Raw genomic sequence first — 20,610 nt, 5'->3', positions numbered from 1 at the left:
TTCAGGGTTACTTGATGCGCTGACCCGGCTTGGCGCCGCTGTCAGGACTCAGCAGGTAGATTTCTTCGCCGCCAGGACCGGCCGCCATCACCATGCCTTCGGAAATACCGAAGCGCATTTTCCGAGGCTTGAGGTTGGCGATCATCATGGTCAGACGACCTTCCAGCTCCGCCGGGTTCGGGTAGGCGCTCTTGATGCCGGAGAACACGTTGCGTTTTTCATCACCGATGTCCAGCGTGAGGCGCAGCAGTTTGTCGGCCCCTTCGACGTGTTCGGCTTTCTCGATCAGCGCGACGCGCAGGTCGATGGCGGCGAAGGCGTCGAAGTCGATTTCCGGCGACAGCGGATCCTTGGCCAGTTCGCCATTGCCCTGAGCGGCTGCGCCGGTGTCGGTGGCGCTGGCCGTCAGGTCTTCTTTCGAAGCGTTGGTCATGGCTTCCACCTTGGCCGGATCGATTCGGGTCATCAGGGCCTGGAACGGGTTCAATTGATGATTGCTGAGCAGTGTCAGGTGGTCGTCCCAGGTCAGTGGAGCGACATTGAGGAACTGCTCTGCGTCGGCGGCCAGATTAGGCAGGACCGGCTTCAGGAAAATCACCAGTTGGCGGAACAGGTTGATGCCCAGTGCGCAGATGGCCTGGACTTCATCCTGTTTGCCTTCCTGCTTGGCCAGCGACCACGGTGCCTTGTCGGCGATCCAGGCGTTGGCGCGGTCGGCCAGCGCCATGATTTCGCGCATGGCACGGGCAAAATCACGGGCCTCGTAGGCGTCTGCGATGCTGGGTGCCGCGGCCAGGAAAGCGTCGGTCAATTCCGGTGCGGCGTTGCCGGCCACCAGAACACCTGCGTTGCCTTTGTGGATAAAGCCTGCGCAGCGGCTGGCGATGTTCACCACCTTGCCGATGAGGTCCGAGTTGACCTTCTGCACGAAGTCTTCCAGGTTCAGGTCGAGGTCGTCGACACCACGGCCCAGTTTGGCGGCGTAGTAGTAACGCAGGTATTCCGGCGACAGGTGCTCAAGGTAGGTGCGCGCCTTGATGAAGGTGCCGCGCGACTTCGACATTTTCTGGCCGTTGACGGTCAGGTAGCCGTGCACGTTGATGCCGGTCGGTTTGCGGAAGCCGGAGCCTTCGAGCATCGCCGGCCAGAACAGCGCATGGAAATTGACGATGTCCTTGCCGATGAAGTGATACAGCTCGGCGGTCGAGTCCTTGTTCCAGAACGCGTCGAAGTCGAGCGTCGGCGTGCGATCGCACAGGTTTTTGAAGCTGGCCATGTAGCCGATCGGTGCATCCAGCCAGACGTAGAAGTATTTGCCTGGCTCGTCGGGGATTTCAAAACCGAAATACGGCGCGTCGCGGGAGATGTCCCACTGCTGCAGGCCCGAATCCAGCCATTCGGCGATCTTGTTCGCCACGGCGTCCTGCAGTGTGCCGCTGCGGGTCCAGCTTTTGAGCATGGCGTCGAAGGCGGGCAGGTCGAAGAAGAAGTGCTTGGAGTCCTTGAGGACCGGGGTCGCACCGGAGATCGCCGATTTCGGGTCTTTCAGGTCGGTCGGTGCGTAGGTGGCGCCGCACTTCTCGCAGTTGTCGCCGTATTGGTCTTCGGTGCCGCACTTCGGGCAGGTGCCCTTGATGAAGCGGTCGGCCAGGAACATTTTCTTTTCCGGGTCGAAATACTGGGTCACCGAGCGCGTGGCGATGTGGCCCGCGTCGCGCAGCCGGGTATAGATCAGGCTCGACAGCTCACGGTTTTCTTCGGCGTGGGTCGAGTGAAAGTTGTCGAAGTTCACCAGGAAATCGGCAAAGTCGGCGCTGTGTTCAGCCTGGACATTGGCGATCAGTTGTTCTGGCGTGATGCCTTCCTTTTCGGCGCGCAGCATGATTGCCGAGCCGTGGGCATCGTCCGCGCACACATAGATGCACTGATTGCCGCGGTGCTTCTGGAAGCGCACCCACATGTCGGTCTGGATGTACTCGAGCATGTGGCCAAGGTGAATGGAACCATTGGCATAGGGCAGGGCGCTGGTGACGAGAATCTTGCGTGGCTCGGACATGGGGCTCGGCTACTTGAAGTGAAACGGAGGTCGGCCACTATAAAGGTCTGAGCGTTTTTTTTCATCCCACACCGCGTGTCGGAATCGGCATCGCGCGCCCCGGGAAAACACGGCCCCCTCTTATTCCGATGAACGCGGTAGGATAGCCGCCTGTTTTGCTCAGTCTTTTTCGGGAGTGACCCATGAGCGCTGTCAACCGCGCAACGGTGGAAGCCGTCCTTCGCCAGTACACCGATCCTTATTTGAACCAAGACCCGGTCAGCGCCGGTTGTGTGCGTGCCATCGACATCGAGGGCGATCGCGTCAACGTGCGTCTGGAGCTGGGCTATGCCGCCGCGTTGTTCAAGAACGGCTGGGCGCAGATGCTGCAGATGGCCATTGAAGGGCTGGAGGGCGTCGCCTCGGCCAAGGTTCAGATCGACACGTTGATCACCGCTCACAAGGCGCAGGGGCAAATCCCGGGCCTGGCCAGCGTCAAGAACATCGTCGCCGTTGCATCGGGCAAGGGGGGCGTCGGCAAATCCACCACCGCGGCCAACCTGGCCTTGGCATTGTCCCGCGAGGGCGCGCGGGTCGGCATTCTCGACGCCGATATCTATGGTCCGAGTCAGGGCGTGATGTTCGGTATCGCTGAAGGCACCCGGCCGAAGATCAAGGATCAGAAGTGGTTCGTACCGATTGAGGCCCATGGCATCGAAGTCATGTCGATGGCGTTCCTCACTGACGACAACACGCCGATGGTCTGGCGTGGGCCGATGGTCTCGGGCGCATTGCTGCAGCTCATCACCCAGACGGCCTGGAATGACCTGGATTATCTGGTCATCGACATGCCGCCTGGCACGGGTGACATTCAGTTGACGCTGGCGCAAAAAGTGCCGGTCGCCGGCGCGGTCATCGTGACGACACCGCAAGATCTGGCTTTGCTGGATGCGAAGAAGGGCGTTGAGATGTTCCGCAAGGTCAACATCCCGGTGCTGGGCGTCGTGGAGAACATGGCGGTGCATATCTGTTCGAATTGCGGTCATGCCGAGCATTTGTTCGGCGAAGGCGGTGGTGAGAAGCTCGCCTCGCAATACGGCGTCGAATTGCTGGCTTCGCTGCCGCTGTCGATGCTGATTCGTGAACAGGCCGATGGGGGCAAGCCGACGGCGATTGCCGAGCCGGAAAGCCAGATCGCGATGGTGTATCAGGAGTTGGCGCGCCACGTCGGGGCGCGGATTGTGTTGCAGGAAGCGGCGACACCGGCGATGCCGAATATTTCGATCAGTGACGATTGAAGCATTAAAGTGGGGGCTGTTCGCGAGGGTGTAACGTTCGGGATTCCGTAGCGTCTCTTTCGCGAGCAAGCTCGCTACCGCAGGGGTATAGAGCAGCTACAAAATCTACGGGCATAAAAAAACCCCGCTGTTGAGGGCGGGGTCTTTTAAGCGATTCAGTACAAGTTAGATAACTTGAACTTCTTCAGCTTGCATGCCTTTCTGACCGCGGGTAGCGATGAAAGAGACCTGCTGGCCTTCTTTCAGGCTTTTGAAGCCGTCAGATTGGATTGCTTTGAAGTGTACGAACAGGTCGTCACCGGATTGTGGAGTGATGAAGCCGAAGCCTTTTTCATCGTTGAACCACTTAACGGTACCGGTTTGGCGATTAGACATGGTGTATCTCCTTGGACAAAGTTAACTGCGACACAGGAAGAACCCTGGCCGAGACTGAGTGCAAAGAGCAGGAAAAATTCTTGGAGATGGTTGGATCGAAATTCAACATCGTGTAGAGATTCTCAGTGACACAAGCAACACAGTGGACCCACCTTAACCCTTTTTTCCGGATGTGCCAATGGGCATGTCTCGTTTATTTCGACGGAAGGCATAAAGCGTTCACCGCGGATCGCGCGCAAGCTTTGAACACGGCGCCCTGGACCGGTAAGATGCCGGACATCTTTTTTCACCTCGCTATTCAGGACACCGCCATGAGCATCAAATCGGACAAGTGGATTCGCCGCATGGCGCAGGAACACGGCATGATCGAGCCGTTTGTAGAGCGTCAGATGCGCGGTGAGGGCGCTGACCGGTTGATCTCTTTCGGTGTATCGAGCTACGGCTACGACGTGCGTTGCGCCGACGAATTCAAGGTGTTCACCAACATCAATTCGGCGACCGTCGATCCGAAGAATTTCGACGAAAAAAGCTTCGTCGACATTAAAAGCGATGTCTGCATCATCCCGCCGAACTCGTTCGCACTGGCCCGTACCGTCGAATACTTCCGCATTCCCCGCAATGTTTTGACCATCTGCCTGGGCAAAAGCACCTACGCGCGGTGCGGCATCATCGTCAACGTGACGCCCCTTGAGCCAGAGTGGGAAGGTCACGTCACGCTGGAGTTTTCCAACACCACGACCTTGCCGGCGAAGATCTACGCCAACGAAGGCGTCGCTCAGATGCTGTTCCTGGAGTCGGATGAAGAATGTGAAGTTTCCTACAAGGATCGTGGCGGCAAGTATCAAGGCCAGCGTGGTGTCACACTGCCACGGACCTGAGCCATTGAGCCGGATTTCGCCGTTGGTCATTTCGAAACGGAATTAGTCTCGAAAACCGCACTCTATTGACTGAACTGTTCCCATCCGCACCATGCGGATGGGGCCAACGCTCAGGAGTGCCCTATGAAGAGACAAATCAGAACCAGCAGCAAGGAAGCCGACCCCGGACAGAACCAGGTCGGGTTGCTGGCTTGGTCGCTGTTAGCGCATCCCCATTTGAACAACATGGTCGCCGGCGGCATCCCCGGCCAGCCTAATCCTGATACTCCCAACGATTACCCCCAACCCGAAGAGCCCGGCGAGCCAACGTTGCCTGACGAGCCGCCTCCTGCTCCGGTTGCCTGACCCAACGGCCTGTCGGTGCTGCGGCATCGGCAGGCTCCCCCTTGCAAAGCCTGATCACTAACACCCGCTCTGTGACGCTTTTGCGCCTACAGAGACTCCCAGACCGCTCCGTCCCCCACCACATACACCCTGCTGTTTTCCTGCCGCTCGATGTTCATGCCCCCCGTAAAGGCCCCGAACGCGGGAAGCACGCTGACGTGTTGCAACACGTAAAAGCACGGCAGGCGCAGACGCTGCCGTCCTCTGCCAAAGAGCCGGTAGGTTGGATGTACGTGGCCCGCGAGGACGTGGTGAGTGGGATGAGGATCGGGTTCGTGCTGCAGCGCGAAGGGCCCCAGCAGAAGCGGTTCCGGTACGACGGTGATGCGCAAGTGGGGAGGGGGATCCCCAGCACGTTTGTCGTGGTTGCCGCGAATCAACGTGATTGCCAGTGACGCATGTCGCTCGCGCCAGGCCTGTAAGGCCGCCAGCGTGCCTGCAGCATGGGACTCGGGAGCGTGCAGGAAATCTCCGAGAAATATCAGGTGTTCGCAGTCATAGGCGGCGAGAAGCGCATCCAGCCGCTGCAGGTTGTCGTCTGTGGTGCCGTGGGGCACCGGCTGCCCCAGTTTTCGGTAGGCCGCCGCTTTACCGAAATGCGCATCGGCGATCAACAAGGCGCGTTCTGCTGGGTAATAAATCGCTTTATCCGCCAGCAGCCACAACTCGGCACCGGCCAGTTGAATGGAAAGATAAGGCCTCATGACGTCACCTCGGGCCCGGCGGCTTTCTCCAGGTCCCGCACCATGCGCGCGATGCGGTCGGAAAGTTTCTCCGTGCTGAGGCTTTCACGCATGCGCTCGACCAGCAACGGGAATGCCATCGGCGTCGGGCGTTTGATCAGATGCAGGTCGAGGGTGCGGCTGTTGATTCGTTGCAGCGTCTGTTCCAGTCGGTTGACGTCCAGTTCCTGTCGCAACACTTCCTCTTGCGCCTGAGTCAGCAGCAGGTTGCCCGCGTCATATTGCTTGAAGACCTCAAAGAACAACCCGCTGGAGGCTTGCAGTTGGCGATTGCTTTTGGGCGCCCCGGGATACCCGGAAAACACCAGGCCGGCAATTCTCGCGATTTCGCGAAAGCGACGTAACGCGAGCTCACCGGCATTCAAGCTGGCCATGATGTCGGTCAACAGATCCTCCTCGCTGAACAACGTTGGCGTCAGGCGTTGCGACCAGTCGATTTCGGTCGCGCTCAGTAATTCGAAACCGTAGTCGTTGACGGCGATGGAAAACGTCAGTGGCGTATCCCGGCTCAGACGCCACGCCAGCAGGCTCGCCAGACCCAGATGGACGTGGCGGCCGGCAAACGGATAGAGAAACAAGTGCCACCCTTCACGGGATTTCAGCACTTCGGCCAGCAACGTGTGCTTGCGCGGCAACGCTGACCACTCGCGCTGCACGTCTAACAACGGACTCACGGTGTGCATCTCGGGGCTGTCGAATACCCCTTGAGCCGCCGCGTCGAATTTTGCCACCACCGCGTCAGCCAGTTCACTGGAAAGCGGCATCCGTCCGCCATTCCAGCGCGGGACAGCGGCTTTCTTGCTTGTGGCCCGTTTGACGTAGGCGGTCATGTTTTCCACCCTGACCAGTTCGAGCAGGCGCCCGCTGAACAGAAATCCGTCCCCGGGCTTCAGACGCGCGATGAAACCCTCTTCGACGCTGCCCAGCGAACCTCCACCCCCGCCCTTGCTCCAGTACTTCACGTTGATGCTCGCATCGCTGACGATGGTGCCCACGCTCATGCGATGACGCCGCGCCAGCCGCGCATCGGGCACTCGCCAGACGCCATGTTCGTCAGGCTCTACACGGCGATAGTCAGGGTACGCGGTGAGTGACAGACCACCGTGGCGCACGAATGCCAACGCCCATTGCCACTCCTCGTCGGTCAGATCGCGGTAGGCCCAGGCGCTGCGAACTTCGGTCAGCAGGTCGTCGGGCAAAAAACCGCCACCGAGTGCCATGCTGACCAAGTGCTGTACGAGAACGTCCAGCGGTTTGTGGGGCGATTCCCTGGGTTCGATCATTCGTGCCTCGACCGCATCGTGTGCTGCCGCCGCTTCCACCAGTTCAAGGCTGTGCGTCGGCACCATCGTCACGCGAGATGGCCGGCCAGGTGCGTGGCCGGAACGTCCTGCGCGCTGCATCAAGCGCGCGACGCCCTTGGCCGAGCCGATCTGCAACACGCGTTCTACCGGCAGGAAATCCACACCGAGATCCAGGCTGGAGGTACAGACCACGGCTTTGAGGTGACCTTCCTTGAGTGCGCGCTCGACCCAGTCGCGCACTTCGCGGGACAGCGATCCGTGGTGCAGTGCGATCAGGCCGGCCCAGTCAGGTCGGGCGTCCAGCAACGCCTGGTACCAGATTTCCGATTGTGCGCGGGTGTTGGTGAACACCAGGCAACTGGCGCTGCTGTCCACCTCGGCAACCACCTGCGGCAACATGCGCAATCCCATGTGCCCGGCCCAGGGAAAGCGCTCGATACCCTGCGGGATCAAGGTGTCGACAATCAGATCCTTGACCACTTTGCCTTGCACGGTGGTGCCGCCCTCGCCGAGCAGCACCTGTTGCGCATGGTGCTGATTGCCCAGCGTGGCCGACAGTCCCCACACGACCAGGGCAGGGTTCCAGTGACGTAATCGCGCGAGCGCCAGTTGCAGCTGAACGCCACGTTTGTTGCCGATCAGCTCGTGCCATTCGTCGACGACGATCATTTTCAGCGTGGAGAACGTCGCTTCCGCGTCGGCGCGGGTGAGCAGCAGGGTCAGGCTTTCGGGCGTGGTGATCAGCGCAGAGGGCAGCCGACGACCCTGTTTTGCGCGCTCGCTGCTGCTGGTGTCGCCGGTGCGGAGCCCCACGCTCCAATGGATCTCAAGATCCCGCAAAGGGGCTTCGAGCGCTCGCGCAGTGTCGGCAGCAAGGGCTCGCATCGGCGTAATCCACAGCACCGTCAACGGCGCAGGGGCAGGTTTGCGTTTACGGGGTTTTTCCTCGACCGGGGAGGGCACAGGCTTGGCGAACTGATTGAGGGCAGCAAACCAGACCGAGTAGGTTTTGCCTGCGCCGGTGCTGGCATGCAGCAAACCCGACTCGCCACGGGCGACGGCGGCCCATACCTCTTTCTGAAAGGGGAATGGCTTCCAGCCGCGAGCGGCGAACCAGCGCTGGGCAACATTGACGGATCTGGGCATGCGCGGGCTCTGAAAAGTGTTCTTTCAAAGACCGTCGGGGGAGGGGTTTAGTTTGGTTGGATGATCGTTAGTGTCGGTTCGTCGGACAGGAATCCTGTGGGAGCGAATTCATTCGCGAAGGATTGTTCAGGCGCCAAAAGGGGGGCGGCTGTACGATCGCATCGCGAATGAATTCGCTCCCACAGTAGTCCGCGTTAGTCAGCATCCAATCGCGAACCGGATTATTTCAAATTGCCACTCAAGAACTGCTGCAACCGCTCGCTTTTCGGGTTGCCCAGCACGTCGTCAGGATGGCCGATCTCTTCGATCTGCCCTTGGTGCAGGAACACCACCTGGTTGGCGACCTTGCGGGCGAAGCCCATCTCGTGGGTCACCAGAATCATGGTGCGGCCTTCTTCGGCAAGGCCTTGAATCACTTTCAGCACTTCACCCACCAGCTCCGGGTCGAGTGCCGAGGTCGGTTCGTCGAAGAGCATGATTTCCGGTTCCATCGCCAATGCACGGGCGATCGCCACGCGCTGCTGCTGACCGCCCGACAGGAATGCCGGGTATTGATCGGCAACGCGCGCTGGCAGACCGACCTTCTCCAGGTACTTGCGTGCGCGGTCTTCGGCTTCGGCCTTGGAGACACCCAGCACGCGGCGCGGCGCCATGGTGATGTTTTCCAGCACCGTCATGTGGCTCCACAGGTTGAAGTGCTGGAACACCATGGCCAGGCGTGTACGGATGCGCTGCAGCTCAGCCGGATCGGCGACGCGCATGCCGGTTGCATCGCTGACCATGCGGATCTGCTGGCCATCCAGGCTCATGGCACCGTCATTGGGTTGTTCGAGGAAGTTGATGCAACGCAGGAAAGTGCTCTTGCCCGAACCGCTGGCGCCGATCAGGCAGATCACGTCACCGACGTTGGCCTTGAGCGAGACGCCTTTGAGCACCTCGTGTTCACCGTAGCTTTTGTGCAGGCCATCGATGGTCAGTTTGTACATGACTGGCAATCCTTAAGGAGAAAGTAAGTAGCCGCTGCGGTAGGCTTCGGTGCCGGCAACATGGGCGATGACCATGCCGGCAGTTGCCATGCGTCGCAAAGAGCGGGCGTACATAAGGCCGGCGTTGGCCGCGTGGATCGGGGTCACCGCGTCGCTGATCGGGTCGATGACCTCAGCGATCAGTTGCCCGGCCTCGACGTATTCGCCTGGCAGTGTGCAGAACACCAGCAGGCCGCCGACAGGCGTGGCAACCGGTTCGACCGCCGCCAGTGGCGTCGCCGGGTATAACAATTCGGGTTGCGCGGCAGGCTCGCCAGCAATCGCGCCGTACTGCATCAGGTAGCTGATGATCGCCTGGCAATCGCGACTGCCGAGGGCGTGACACACATCGCCCTGACCGCGTAATTCCAGCGTCACCGAAAAGCTGCCCAGTGGAATCGGGAAGCGTTTTTCGAAGCGCTGTTGCAGTTGCCACCACACCAGCGTGAAGCATTCGTCGAACGACTGGCCACCGGAGTCCGTTGCCAGCAGGCTGGCTTGAGCGCCGAGGTAGCGCGACAGTGGCTCGACCTGCGACCAGGCTTCCGGCGTGGTGTACAGGTGTTCCACGGATTCGAAATCGCAGTGCAGGTCGAGCACCATGTCGGCCTCGCAGGCCAGACGTTGCAAAGTCAGGCGTTGCGATTCCAGTTGAGTGGTGCCGACGCAGCTATCCAGCGCGGCACGCAGGCTTTTGCGAATCAGCGTGACATTGTGCTGCGCGTCGTCGGTCAGCAGCGGCTCGACTTCATCGCCCACTTGCTGGCTGAGATCGACGAACCGGCGGTTGAAGTTCTGTCCGCTTTCCAGCTCGTAGCGGCCCAGTGGGATGTCCATCAGCACCTGTTCCAGGCCGATCGGGTTGGCCACCGGAACGACGATGATTTCGCCCAGCAATTGACCTGCTTTCTCAAGCTCGGCCAGGCGCTGTTTCAGGTACCAGCTGACCAGCATGCCGGGGAGTTCATCGGCGTGCAGGGAGGACTGAATGTAGATTTTGCAGGCGCCGTTTTCCGGACCGTAGTGAAAGCTGTGGATCTGCCGCGCGGTGCCTGGCACCGGCGCCAGCAAATCATGAGTCTGGTGTCGCATGGGCAGGTCCTAGTGAGACGGGCCGAGGAAGGCCAGCCAGCGGCGTTCGGCCAGGCGGAACAGGCCCACCAATATAAAGGTGACCGTGAGGTAGATCAGCGCGGCGATGCCGAACGACTGGAACGTCAGAAAGGTGGCCGAGTTCGCATCGCGTGCAACCTTGAGGATGTCCGGCACGGTGGCGGTGAAGGCCACGGTGGTCGAGTGCAGCATCAGGATCACTTCGTTGCTGTAGTAAGGCAGCGACCGACGCAGGGCGGACGGCATGATCACGTAGGTGTAGAGGCGCCAGCCGGTCAGGCCATATGCCTTCGCCGCTTCGACTTCGCCATGGTTCATGCTGCGAATCGCACCGGCGAAGATCTCGGTGGTGTACGCGCAGGTGTTGAGGGCGAACGCCAGAATGGTGCAGTTCATCGCGTCACGGAAGAACGCGCCCAGCATGGGTTGTTCACGCACGGCGGCGATGCTGTAGATGCCGGTGTAGCAGATCAGCAACTGGATATAGAGCGGCGTGCCACGGAACAGGTAGGTGTAGAACTGCACCGGCCAGCGAACCAGCGGGTTGCGCGAGACGCGGGCGATGGACAGCGGAATCGAGACGATGAAACCGATGGCGATGGACGCGCTGAGCAGCCACAGCGTCATGGCCAGGCCCGTGATGTTCTGCCCGTCCGTATAAAGGAAGGCGCGCCAGTATTCTTGAAGCAATTCGATCATCGTTGAGCCTCCCGGCTGCCTGCGGCGTAACGCCGTTCAGCCCAGCGCAGGGCAAAGTTGGAGACGCTGGTAATGACCAGATAGATCAACGCGGCGAGCACCAGGAAATAGAACAGTTGGTAGGTGCTTTTGCCTGCATCTTGAGACGCTTTGACCAGATCGGCCAGGCCGATGATCGACACCAGTGCCGTGGCTTTGAGCACCACTTGCCAGTTGTTGCCGATGCCGGGAAGGGCAAAGCGCATCATCTGCGGGAACACCACGAAGCGGAAGCGTTGAGCACGGCTCAAGCCATAGGCGGTGGCGGCTTCGACCTGTCCACGCGGCACCGCGAGGATCGCGCCGCGGAAGGTTTCGGTGAAGTACGCGCCGTAGATGAAGCCCAGCGTAATGACACCAGCGGCGAAGGGATCGATTTCGATGTAGTCCCATTCCATCGCTTCGGTGAAGCTGGTGAGCCAGGTCTGCAGGCTGTAGAAAATCAGCAGCATCAGCACCAGGTCCGGTACGCCACGAATCAGCGTGGTGTAGACCTGTGCCGGGATACGCAGGACCGCGGCTTTGGACAGTTTGGCACTGGCGCCCAGCAGGCCAAGCACGATGGCCAGCAGCAGCGACATTACCGATAATTTGACGGTCATCCAGGTGCCCTGAAGCAGCAACGGGCCGAAGCCCTTGAGGCTGAACGCGGACAGTCCCAGGTTTTGCAGGAGAGTTTCGAACATGTGGAACCTATACAGTCAATAAAAACGCCCACCGTGTTCAGAGGGGGGATTCGGATGAACCTCTGAACGCGACGGGCGTTAGTTTACTTATTTACCGCTGTACAGATTCAGATCGCCGAAGTGCTTCTTCTGGATCTCGGCGTATTTGCCGTCATCGTGTAACGCTTTGATACCTTTGTCCAAAAGCGCTTTCAGCTCTTTGTTACCTTTCGAGATGCCGACTGCAGTTTTGGCTGGCAGCAGTGGGTCGTCGATTGGCTTGCTGACTTCGTAGCCAGCACCCTGTGGCGACTTCAGGAAACCCAGTTCGGCTTGCAGCATGTCTTGTACGGAAGCGTCCAGACGACCGGACACCAGGTCGGCGTAAACCTGATCCTGGTTGGCGTAGGCCTGGGTTTTCACGCCAGCCTTGTCCAGAATCGCCTTGGCGTAGGCTTCCTGGATGGTGCCTTGCTCATAGCCAACGGTCTTGCCTTTGAGCGAAGCAACGTCAGCGCTCAGGCCGGAACCTTTCTTGTAAACCAGCGAAGTCGGGCCGGAGAACAGTTCGCTGGAGAAGTCGATGACTTTCTCGCGAGCCGGGGTCACGGTCATGGAAGAGATCACGCCGTCGAACTTGTTGGCTTTCAGGCCAGGGATCATGCCGTCGAAATCGCTTTCGACCCACTTGCACTTGACCTTCAGTTCAGCACAGATCGCGTTGCCCAGATCGATATCGAAGCCGACCAGGCTGCCGTCAGCGGCTTTCGATTCGAATGGAGCGTACGAAGGATCGACGCCGAAACGCAGCTCCTTGTATTCCTTGGCCATTGCGTTGCCAGCGGCCAGACAGATGGCGAGTGCGGAAAGGGTCAGCCATGCTTTTTTCATCGTTCAGTCCTTAAAACCAAATTGAGCGTTGGGAACACGCGAAGGCTTGCTACCGGCAGGTGCCAGACCGCAAAAAGATAGCAATTTCCGAACCAAAGAGACGAACGTGCGTTTTAAATGTACGGAGTTGTCGCAATGATGACTTTGAGCCATCTCTTGTCTTTTTTCAGTGCGCCGGAGGCAGGGGGAGAGTAGCTGGATCGGCCCACAAGTGCGCGTAAAAATTGCGTGTGGACGTTCATCCACCCTCAGATTTTCGTAAGCGTAGGAAGATTCGAAACGTTTTTCAGCCTCCACCCCGAACCGTCACGCCGAAGCGCGCTCCTACTCGGGGCATTTTTTGTGGGCGGCTGTTTCGACAGCGCCCCAAAACGGTGCTCAGGACAGCAAGTCCTGCAGCGTCCCCAGGCTGTCGGCCTCGGCCACGGGCTTGTCCTGCCGCCATCTGAGCATTCTGGGAAACCTCACCGCGATCCCGCTTTTGTGGCGTTTTGACAGGGCAATGCCTTCAAATCCCAGTTCGAAAACGAGCGTAGGGGTAACACTTCGCACCGGGCCGAATTTTTCGACCGTGGTCTTGCGGACGATTGCATCGACTTTGCGCATTTCTTCATCGGTCAGGCCCGAATACGCTTTGGCGAACGGTACGAGAGTGCGTTCGCTGGACTGCGGCGGGCCATCCCAGACCGCAAAGGTGTAGTCGCTGTAGAGGCTGGCGCGACGGCCATGCCCGCGCTGGGCATAAATCAGCACGGCGTCGACGCTGAACGGGTCCACTTTCCACTTCCACCAAACACCCATGTCTTTCGTGCGGCCGACCCCGTACAGCGAATCGCGTGCCTTGAGCATCATGCCCTCGACCCCGAGACTGCGGGAGGCTTCGCGTTGTTTGCCGAGGTCGAGCCAGTCTTTGCCGCTCAAGACCGGAGAGGGCATCAGCACAGGGCTCTGCGCGTCGGCGATCACCTGCTCCAGTTGTGCGCGCCGCTGATGCTGGGGGTTGCTGCGCCAGTCGTGGCCTTGCCATTCCAGCAGGTCGTAGGCAAGGACGACCACGGGCACGTCTTCGAGGATTTTCTTGCCAAGGGTTTTGCGACCGATGCGTTGCTGTAAAAGCGCAAAGGGCTGTACGGAAGGCGTTGATTCTTGGGTTGCCTGTGGTGCAGGTGTACTGAGCGCGAACTCGTCCGGGCTGATGCCCTCCTGATCAGAGGGCGTCTTCCAGACCACAATCTCGCCGTCGATCACGGTCCCGTCGGGCAGGCACTGAACGAGCGCATGCAGCTCCGGGAAACGGTCGGTTACCAGCTCCTCACCTCGTGACCAGATCCACAGTCGGCCCTCACGCTTGACCACCTGCGCGCGAATGCCGTCCCACTTCCATTCCACCTGCCAGTTCTCGGCCGGGCCCAGCAGTGTTTCGAACTGATCGACCGGTTGTTGCAGGGCGTGGGCGAGAAAGAACGGGTAGGGCTGACCGCCCCGTTGCGCGTGCTCGTCCTCGGACTCTTCGGCGATCAGCTTGAGATAACCTTCGGCGCTTGGGCGATGGGACAGATCGGTGTAGCCGACCAGCCGCTGTGCCACGCGCTTGCTGTCGATGTCCGCCAGGGCTGCCAGTGCGCGGGTGACCAATAGTTTTGAAACACCGACCCGGAAACTGCCCGTGATCAATTTCAGGCAGACCATCAGACTCTGGCGATCCAGTTGTGCCCAAAAGGTCGGTAGACGCTGGAGCAGTTCTTCGGGTGGCAGGCCGCGCAAGGGCAGCAGGTTATTTTCCATCCAGCTGGCCAGGCCTTCGTCAGAGCTGTGTTCGGCTTGAGGGAGCAGCAACGACAGGGTTTCCGCCAGATCGCCCACCGCCTGGTAGCTTTCTTCGAACAACCACTCGGGCAGCCCGGACAGCACCATCGCCTGCTCACGGAGCAAACGCGTCGGCACCAGTTGCCTCGGACGCCCGCCGGACAGGAAATACACCGCCCAGGCCGCGTCTTCCGGCGCCGCGTGGGCGAAATAATGCTGCATGGCGGCAAGCTTGGCGTTGCTCGACGTCGTGGCATCCAGCAGGGCATAAAGCTCGGCGAAGGCCTTCATGAGGCGGCCTCTTCCACGGCATCAGGCTTGGCCGGCGCGTCGTCTTCCTCGTCGCCGTATTCAGTGGTGAAGCCTTGCGCGTCCAGACCTTTTTCACGGAGGTAACGCACCAGGACCGCGACTGAACCGTGGGTCACCATCACCCGTTCCGCTCCGGTGTTTTCAATGGCCCACAACAAGCCCGGCCAATCGGCGTGGTCAGACAGCGCAAAACCGCGATCCACCCCACGGCGCCGTCGCGTGCCGCGCAGCATCATCCAGCCGCTGGCGAAGGCGTCGCTGAAGTCGCCGAAACGACGCATCCAGGTACTGCCGCCAGCGGACGGCGGGGCAACGATAAGGGCCTGACGCAAGGCCGGGTCGGTTTTTTTGAAATCGCCTGCGTAGTGGGTCTCGGGGATCAGTACCCCGGCTTCGCGATAGACCCGGTTAAGCGGTTCGACGGCGCCGTGAACCAGGATCGGCCCGATGCTCGGGTCGATGCCGTGAAGGATGCGTTGTGCTTTGCCGAACGAATAGGCGAATAACACGCTGGCCTTGCCCACGGCCGCGTTGGCGCGCCACCAGTCGTTGATGCCGGTGAAGATTTCCGACTGGGGTTGCCAGCGGTAGATCGGCAGGCCGAACGTGGATTCGGTGATGAAGGTATGGCAACGCACAGGTTCGAAAGGCGCGCAGGTGCCGTCAGGTTCGACTTTGTAGTCCCCGGACGCGACCCAGACTTCGCCTTGGTATTCCAGACGAACCTGCGCCGAGCCGAGCACGTGGCCTGCGGGGTGAAGGCTGAGCTTCACGCCGTGGTGGGTGATGGATTCGCCGTATTCGAGGGTCTGCAGGTGGATGTCCTGGCCCAGTCGGGCACGCAGAATGCCTTCACCGGCGGCCGCTGCGAGGTAATGCTCATTGCCGGTGCGCGCGTGGTCGCCATGGCCATGGGTGATGACCGATCGTTCGACCGGGCGCCACGGATCGATGTAAAAATCGCCGGGCGGACAGTAAAGGCCTTCGGGACGGGCGATGACGAGGTCCATGGGATGACCGGATTAAGGGGCTTGTCAGGTAGAGCGGTTGGACGGATGGAAGTTCGGGGTTTTTGTTGGGCTGCTTGTGGTGCGCGATCACGTGTGTATATCCCTTATCTCGAGTGACGCGGTTTTTTTGGGCTCTGGCTAACGCCAGAACACATATAAAGCGCCGACACAAATAACGGGCTAGACCCAAAGCCCAGCGCCGACACCCAACCATCACCGCAAAAGCGCTATTTACCTGGCGTCAACGTCAACCGCTGCTTCCCGTACACCTTCTCAAAGTTCTCCGGCTGCATTGGCACCGACATGTACTGCCCCTTCACCCAAGGATCGATCCCGTCGGTAAAGTGCGGGCTCGCCGGGTTACCCGACTGCCCCGCAGCGTTTTGCGCCATCATCGGCTCCTGTTGCGCGAAGTCGACGATCATGCGCATCGCCGGAATCACCGCCGCGTTGAAGTCCTGGCCCCAGTGGAAGCCCGACGCATTCAACGTCGTGTGATCGCCGCCAGCGGCCATCGGGCCTTTGATCACGCCGGCTTTGCTGCCACCGATCGCTGCCTTCAACTGAGCGCTTTGCGACGTCCACGTGTACTGATGCAATTTGCCCCATTGCCACGCCTTGTGATCAGCGCCCAACTGACTTTCGCCCGCGCTGATCGCAGCGGCCAGACTGCGCGCCAGAATCGCGGGCTTGTCTTCTTTTTGCGGGGTTTTGACATCATCCCAATACGGGCTGTCCTCGCGCCCCAGCAGGTGGTCGGCCTGTGGCGAGTAGGAAAGGTCAGCGGTCTGGACCAGCGCTTTCCACGCCGGGCTGTTTTCCGGCCCCAGCTCGTCGAGGAATATCTGCCTGGTGCTTTCCTGCAGGAACAGCTCATAGATCGCGGCGTCCGCCGAGACCGGCGACAACCGGCCGTCGAATGCCATCAGACGGCTCAATGCCTCGCGCGCCTTGTCCCTGTCCGCCGGCGGGAGTGCATCGATCGCTTGCTTCAGCGGTTTGGACATCCCTGGCGCTTCGAACATCTTCTTGAGCTTCGCCGCAAACGTCGTGGTCTGGTCGTATTGCATGCTGATCGTGCTGCGAGTGTCCTGCTTGCCGGTATTGGCCAGTTCGGCGATCCGCTCGGCGCGTTCCGGGTAGTCCCACGAATTGGACAACTGCATCCCGTAGCCCTTCGGCACGGTGCGCTGGTTGGCGGTGGCGATCCAGCCCTGCTGCGGGTCCTGATCGTACGGGTGCAGCATGGCGTCGGCGTAACCGTCCCAGTCGAAACGGCTCTCCCAGCCCGGCGACGGGATCAGGCCCAGGCCTTCGCGGCGGTTCGGGTAACGTCCCGTCACCTGCCAGCCGGTGTTCGAGGCGTCGGCAAAGACGATGTTCAGGGTAATGGCGCGGATTTCCCGCGTGGTGTCAAAGGCCCGTTCAACGTTCTGCGCCCGGGTCAGGTCGAACAGCGCATCCAGGGTCTTGTCGTCCTTGGCGTCTGGCGTTTGCAGGGCGATACCCAGACCGCTGGCGAGTTGCGCAGCACTGGCATTGAGCAAGGGCCCGTGACGGGTTTCATAGGCAGGCTCGCGCACCGGAGACTGACCTTTGACGAAATACGTTTCTTCGTGGGCGCCGGCCGCGACCCACTTGCCATCGGCCATGACCATCAGGCGATTGTTTTCGCGCTTGAGCTTTTCCAGGAAAAGGTCCTGGTTATCGCCCATCGCCGGGCCCATGCCCCAGGCCAGCTTGCCGTTGAAACCGGACAGCACCAGCGGCAGACCTGCGACGGTTGCACCGGCAGCCTGGTATTTCGGCGCGCGGATCTGCACGAAATTCCACATGGACGGCAAGGTGGCGGGCAGTTGACTGTCAGTGGCCAGCAGGCTTTTGCCCGCGCGGGCGCGTTGCGGTGAAATCACCCAGTTGTTGGAGGCCGAAACGCCCAGCAGGTTGAGGTCGGAGAGTTGCAGCGCGGCCTTGTCCAGATCTCTCAACCCCGGCATCTGACTGCCCAGGTTCAGCCCCTTGAGTTTGTCGGCCTCCGCGAACGGCAGCGCTTCATCGGGGTAGGTCGGCAACAGCCAGGCGAGCTTGTCGGCACTGACTTTCTGCGCGAGCACCAGCGAGGAGATTTCTTCCTGCAGATTTACTGACAGGCTGAAGTTGAGCAGGCTGAAAATCAGCGCCGAGTCTTCGGGCTTCCAGTATTCGGGCTTGTAGCCCGCGTCGGCGAGGTCGGACGGCAACTTGTCTCGATAGCGGAACAGGTAGGCGTTGACGCCCCGTGCATACACCTCGAAGAAGCGTTTCAAGCGTGGCGATGAAGCGTTATAGAGGTCACTCGCGTTCTGCTTGAGCTGGGCAGCGCGCATCATGCGATCCAGGTCCAGCGCGCCAGGCCCCGCAATTTCCGACAGGCGGCCCTGCGCCAACAGGCGCATTTGCACCATTTGCGAGATACGGTCGCTGGCGTGGACGTACCCCAGCGTAAAGAGTGCGTCGTGGAAGGTGCTGCTTTCTATCAGCGGCATGCCCAGGTTATTGCGGCGCACCGACACGTTCTGCGCCAGTCCCTTAATCGCGTATACCCCGCTTGTGGGCGGCAGGTTGTCACGGTCTTCACCGCCGAGCTGGCAGCCGGCGAGGCTCAACAGGCCCATCATGGCGGCGGCAGTACTGAGTCGCGTCTTCAGGGAAGAGAGGGCTGGCGAGGCCATGATGGAGCTCCTGCGGGGGTAGGCGTTGGAAACGCGCTACGTTAGAGAGCAGGCAGGCGCCACGCAAGCGGGGGACGGGAGTTTATTTCAGGATTTTTCATAGTCTTCGAGCGACCGCGCAAAACATTGTGGGAGCGAATTCATTCGCGAGAGGCAGGTGCAGACGATCCCAATGCATCGCCGCGCCAATCTTTCGCGAATGAATTCGCTCCCACAGATTAAATCGTGCCTTTACTCAAGCGCCGTGGCACTTCTTGAATTTCTTCTCGCTGCCGCATGGGCAAGGGTCGTTGCGACCCACGTCCTTGAGCGCGTTACGGACCGGCTCTTGAGGTTCGTGGTTGCAGTGCGGGCCATGCACGTGGCCGTGGTCGTGATGATGGTCGTGGTGGTCGTGATCGTGGTCGCAATCAGGGCCGTGCACGTGGGCTTGCTGGTTCATGGAGCTACTCCGGAATTAAATCGCCAGGGATTATCTCGCCGTTGCGCTGAATACGCACGCTGTGTCCAAACAAAAATCCGGTCTTGAGCTTGCCTTCCAGCCGGTAATGAATAGTCTGACTGGATTTGCCGAGCATCTTCGAAATGTCTTTCAAGTGCTCCCAGAGGTTGGTGCGTACCGGCACCGAGAAGTTTTTATGGCCGTGCGCTTCGACAATGAACCAGTCGCTGTGCTCGCCTTCGGTGAGCAGCAGGTCGTTGAGCAGAATCTTGTAGCGCAGGCCTCGTACCAGCACGCTCGAGTCGTTGGGATTGTCGACGCGAAAGCGCAGCTTGAAGTCCTGGCGCAACAGTTTGGCCTTGACCACATCGACCTTGAGCAGCTTGACTTCCGGGTCTTGCGCGCCGCCGGTGATCAGGCTCGAACAGCCGGACAGCCCTAACAGCACACAGAGGCAGAGCAGTTTGATTACGCGTAACTGAAATACCATTCGTTCACTCCCTGTCGGTCTGCAGTCTAGCAAGGACTTCGCTGACGTTAGCTTGGCACCGACTGATTGTGGGCCGCTCGCTGTTCCCTAGAGCCTGCGCCATACTCATGCCATGTGTCGAAGGAGTATTGACCCATGAAGATGTACGAAATTGTTTTTTCCGGCCAATTGGTACCTGGCGCACAACTGGACCGGGTTCAGGCGAATCTGACCAAGCTGTTTCAGGCTGACGCACAACGGATCGCGCTGCTGTTCTCCGGACGGCGTCTGGTGCTGAAAAACAACCTTGATCAGGCGGCGGCAGAAAAATATCGCTCCACCCTGGAGCGCGCGGGCGCTAAAGCCGATGTGGTGGAAATGCCGGGCCAGATCGACGTTCCCGCGCCCGCCGAGATGGAGGTCGAGGAAGTCGAGCTTGCCCCGCCTCCGGACGAACCGACCTGGACGAGAAAAGCGTCTTCGCCAGCGGCGGCCACAGGCAGCGTCGCCAAGCCAGAGCAGAAATCCGGGCTTGAACCCAGAGACGTCTATATGGCGGCCTTCGTCGATGTCGAGGCGCCGGATTTCACGTTGTCGGCACTGGGCCATGACGTGCAGGACCCGAAAGCGCCGCCCGTCCCGCCGCGACTGGACCTTTCAGGTCTGAGCCTAGCGCCGGCGGGCAGCGACATGGGGCAGAAGACGGAAGTTGAGCATGTACTGCTGCCGGACATCTCGCATTTAAAGCTGGCGTGATCGTCCGGCGTGCGCGGGTTTGACGCTCAAGCCATGTACGCCGAGCAGCACTTCTTGAATTTTTGCTCACTCCCGCACGGGCACGCGTCGTTGCGTCCGGCCTTGAGCTGCACGGTCGGGTCGATGAAATACCAGCGTCCCTGATTCTGAACGAACGCCGAGCGCTCCCGATGACTGTGCTCGCCCGTCGCGTCGTGCCAGCGCGCCGTGAATGTCACGAACGCGTGCTCGGGCTTGCCGCCCAACAGCTCGGCGCTTTCCACCTCAAGACCCAGCCAGGTGCTTTGTGCGCTCCACTGACTGATCGAGGCTCGATCCAGACTGCTCTTCTGCACCGGTAAGGTCGTGTCCAGCAAATAATCCACCAGGCCCAGCACATACGCGCTGTAGCGCGAGCGCATCAGGGCTTCAGCGCTAGGAGCGGGCTGACCTGCGTGATAACGGCCGCAGCAACCGTCCAGAAGATTGCCGCTGCCACAGGGACAAATTGCACTGCTCATGATGCGTGT

At 60.3% G+C, this 20,610-nt stretch carries 19 protein-coding genes; 4 read left to right on the top strand and 15 right to left on the bottom strand.

What is annotated here, in order from left to right; all coding sequences use genetic code 11:
• Positions 1-7 precede the first annotated feature (7 nt).
• Positions 8-2,056, bottom strand: coding sequence for a methionine--tRNA ligase (metG, locus tag ABDX87_RS07450; RefSeq protein ID WP_346832302.1), 2,049 nt, complete (start codon positions 2,054-2,056; stop codon positions 8-10).
• A 182-nt stretch (positions 2,057-2,238) separates the two neighbouring features.
• Between metG and apbC the strand changes: the two genes are divergently transcribed.
• A complete protein-coding gene (apbC, locus tag ABDX87_RS07445) occupies positions 2,239-3,333 on the top strand; it encodes an iron-sulfur cluster carrier protein ApbC (RefSeq protein WP_346832301.1) in 1,095 nt (364 codons plus the stop codon).
• 165 nt (positions 3,334-3,498) lie between these two features.
• Here apbC and ABDX87_RS07440 read toward each other — a convergent pair whose 3' ends face one another.
• On the bottom strand, positions 3,499-3,708 hold the full coding sequence (locus tag ABDX87_RS07440; protein WP_002554837.1) for a cold-shock protein: 210 nt from the start codon (positions 3,706-3,708) through the stop codon (positions 3,499-3,501).
• A gap of 311 nt (positions 3,709-4,019) precedes the next feature.
• Here ABDX87_RS07440 and dcd point away from each other — a divergent pair, with 311 nt between their 5' ends.
• Positions 4,020-4,586 (top strand): dCTP deaminase, encoded by a 567-nt coding sequence (gene dcd / locus ABDX87_RS07435; protein ID WP_017126297.1) that lies wholly within the window; start codon positions 4,020-4,022, stop codon positions 4,584-4,586.
• A gap of 123 nt (positions 4,587-4,709) precedes the next feature.
• Positions 4,710-4,931 carry a hypothetical protein gene (locus ABDX87_RS07430; RefSeq protein ID WP_346832299.1) on the top strand — a complete coding sequence of 74 codons (222 nt, stop codon included), beginning with the start codon at positions 4,710-4,712 and terminating at the stop codon, positions 4,929-4,931.
• An 86-nt stretch (positions 4,932-5,017) separates the two neighbouring features.
• On the opposite strand, the gene pdeM is transcribed toward ABDX87_RS07430, so the two are convergent.
• The 12 genes from pdeM to ABDX87_RS07370 form a co-directional block, all read right to left on the bottom strand.
• On the bottom strand, positions 5,018-5,674 hold the full coding sequence (pdeM, locus tag ABDX87_RS07425) for a ligase-associated DNA damage response endonuclease PdeM (RefSeq protein ID WP_346832298.1): 657 nt from the start codon (positions 5,672-5,674) through the stop codon (positions 5,018-5,020).
• Positions 5,671-8,163 carry a ligase-associated DNA damage response DEXH box helicase gene (locus ABDX87_RS07420; protein WP_346832297.1) on the bottom strand — a complete coding sequence of 831 codons (2,493 nt, stop codon included), beginning with the start codon at positions 8,161-8,163 and terminating at the stop codon, positions 5,671-5,673. The genes pdeM and ABDX87_RS07420 overlap by 4 nt, the downstream gene beginning before the upstream one ends.
• A 221-nt stretch (positions 8,164-8,384) precedes the next feature.
• Positions 8,385-9,149, bottom strand: a complete 765-nt coding sequence (locus tag ABDX87_RS07415) for an ABC transporter ATP-binding protein (RefSeq protein WP_346832296.1) — start codon at positions 9,147-9,149, stop codon at positions 8,385-8,387.
• A 12-nt stretch (positions 9,150-9,161) separates the two neighbouring features.
• Positions 9,162-10,280: a succinylglutamate desuccinylase/aspartoacylase family protein gene (locus tag ABDX87_RS07410; protein WP_346832295.1), complete on the bottom strand. Its 1,119-nt coding sequence runs from the start codon at positions 10,278-10,280 to the stop codon at positions 9,162-9,164.
• A gap of 9 nt (positions 10,281-10,289) precedes the next feature.
• Positions 10,290-11,000, bottom strand: coding sequence for an ABC transporter permease (locus ABDX87_RS07405; RefSeq protein WP_110950061.1), 711 nt, complete (start codon positions 10,998-11,000; stop codon positions 10,290-10,292).
• On the bottom strand, positions 10,997-11,725 hold the full coding sequence (locus ABDX87_RS07400; protein WP_346832293.1) for an ABC transporter permease: 729 nt from the start codon (positions 11,723-11,725) through the stop codon (positions 10,997-10,999). The genes ABDX87_RS07405 and ABDX87_RS07400 overlap by 4 nt, the downstream gene beginning before the upstream one ends.
• 87 nt (positions 11,726-11,812) lie before the next feature.
• Entirely contained in the window at positions 11,813-12,595 is a 783-nt protein-coding gene (locus ABDX87_RS07395; RefSeq protein WP_346832292.1) for a transporter substrate-binding domain-containing protein, read from the bottom strand.
• Between the two features lie 378 nt (positions 12,596-12,973).
• On the bottom strand, positions 12,974-14,692 hold the full coding sequence (locus ABDX87_RS07390; protein WP_346832291.1) for an ATP-dependent DNA ligase: 1,719 nt from the start codon (positions 14,690-14,692) through the stop codon (positions 12,974-12,976).
• Entirely contained in the window at positions 14,689-15,723 is a 1,035-nt protein-coding gene (locus ABDX87_RS07385; protein WP_346832290.1) for a ligase-associated DNA damage response exonuclease, read from the bottom strand. Before ABDX87_RS07385 ends, ABDX87_RS07390 begins: the two co-directional genes overlap by 4 nt.
• A gap of 227 nt (positions 15,724-15,950) precedes the next feature.
• Complete coding sequence (locus ABDX87_RS07380) at positions 15,951-18,434, bottom strand: penicillin acylase family protein (protein WP_346832289.1); 2,484 nt, start codon at positions 18,432-18,434, stop codon at positions 15,951-15,953.
• A gap of 235 nt (positions 18,435-18,669) precedes the next feature.
• The gene (locus ABDX87_RS07375) at positions 18,670-18,876 is read right to left on the bottom strand and encodes an SEC-C metal-binding domain-containing protein (protein WP_110950055.1); all 207 of its coding nucleotides are present in this window, start codon (positions 18,874-18,876) and stop codon (positions 18,670-18,672) included.
• A gap of 4 nt (positions 18,877-18,880) precedes the next feature.
• Positions 18,881-19,366, bottom strand: coding sequence for an LEA type 2 family protein (locus tag ABDX87_RS07370; RefSeq protein WP_346832288.1), 486 nt, complete (start codon positions 19,364-19,366; stop codon positions 18,881-18,883).
• A gap of 135 nt (positions 19,367-19,501) precedes the next feature.
• Between ABDX87_RS07370 and ABDX87_RS07365 the strand changes: the two genes are divergently transcribed.
• On the top strand, positions 19,502-20,101 hold the full coding sequence (locus ABDX87_RS07365; protein WP_346832287.1) for a hypothetical protein: 600 nt from the start codon (positions 19,502-19,504) through the stop codon (positions 20,099-20,101).
• A gap of 26 nt (positions 20,102-20,127) precedes the next feature.
• On the opposite strand, the gene ABDX87_RS07360 is transcribed toward ABDX87_RS07365, so the two are convergent.
• On the bottom strand, positions 20,128-20,601 hold the full coding sequence (locus ABDX87_RS07360; protein ID WP_346832286.1) for a YchJ family protein: 474 nt from the start codon (positions 20,599-20,601) through the stop codon (positions 20,128-20,130).
• Between the last annotated feature and the right edge of the window lie 9 nt (positions 20,602-20,610).

Origin of the sequence: Pseudomonas abietaniphila, assembly GCF_039697315.1 — a bacterium.
Lineage (GTDB): Bacteria > Pseudomonadota > Gammaproteobacteria > Pseudomonadales > Pseudomonadaceae > Aquipseudomonas > Aquipseudomonas abietaniphila_B.
Note: the sequence above shows the minus strand (reverse complement) of the source record. Positions and strands in the feature narration are given on the sequence as shown.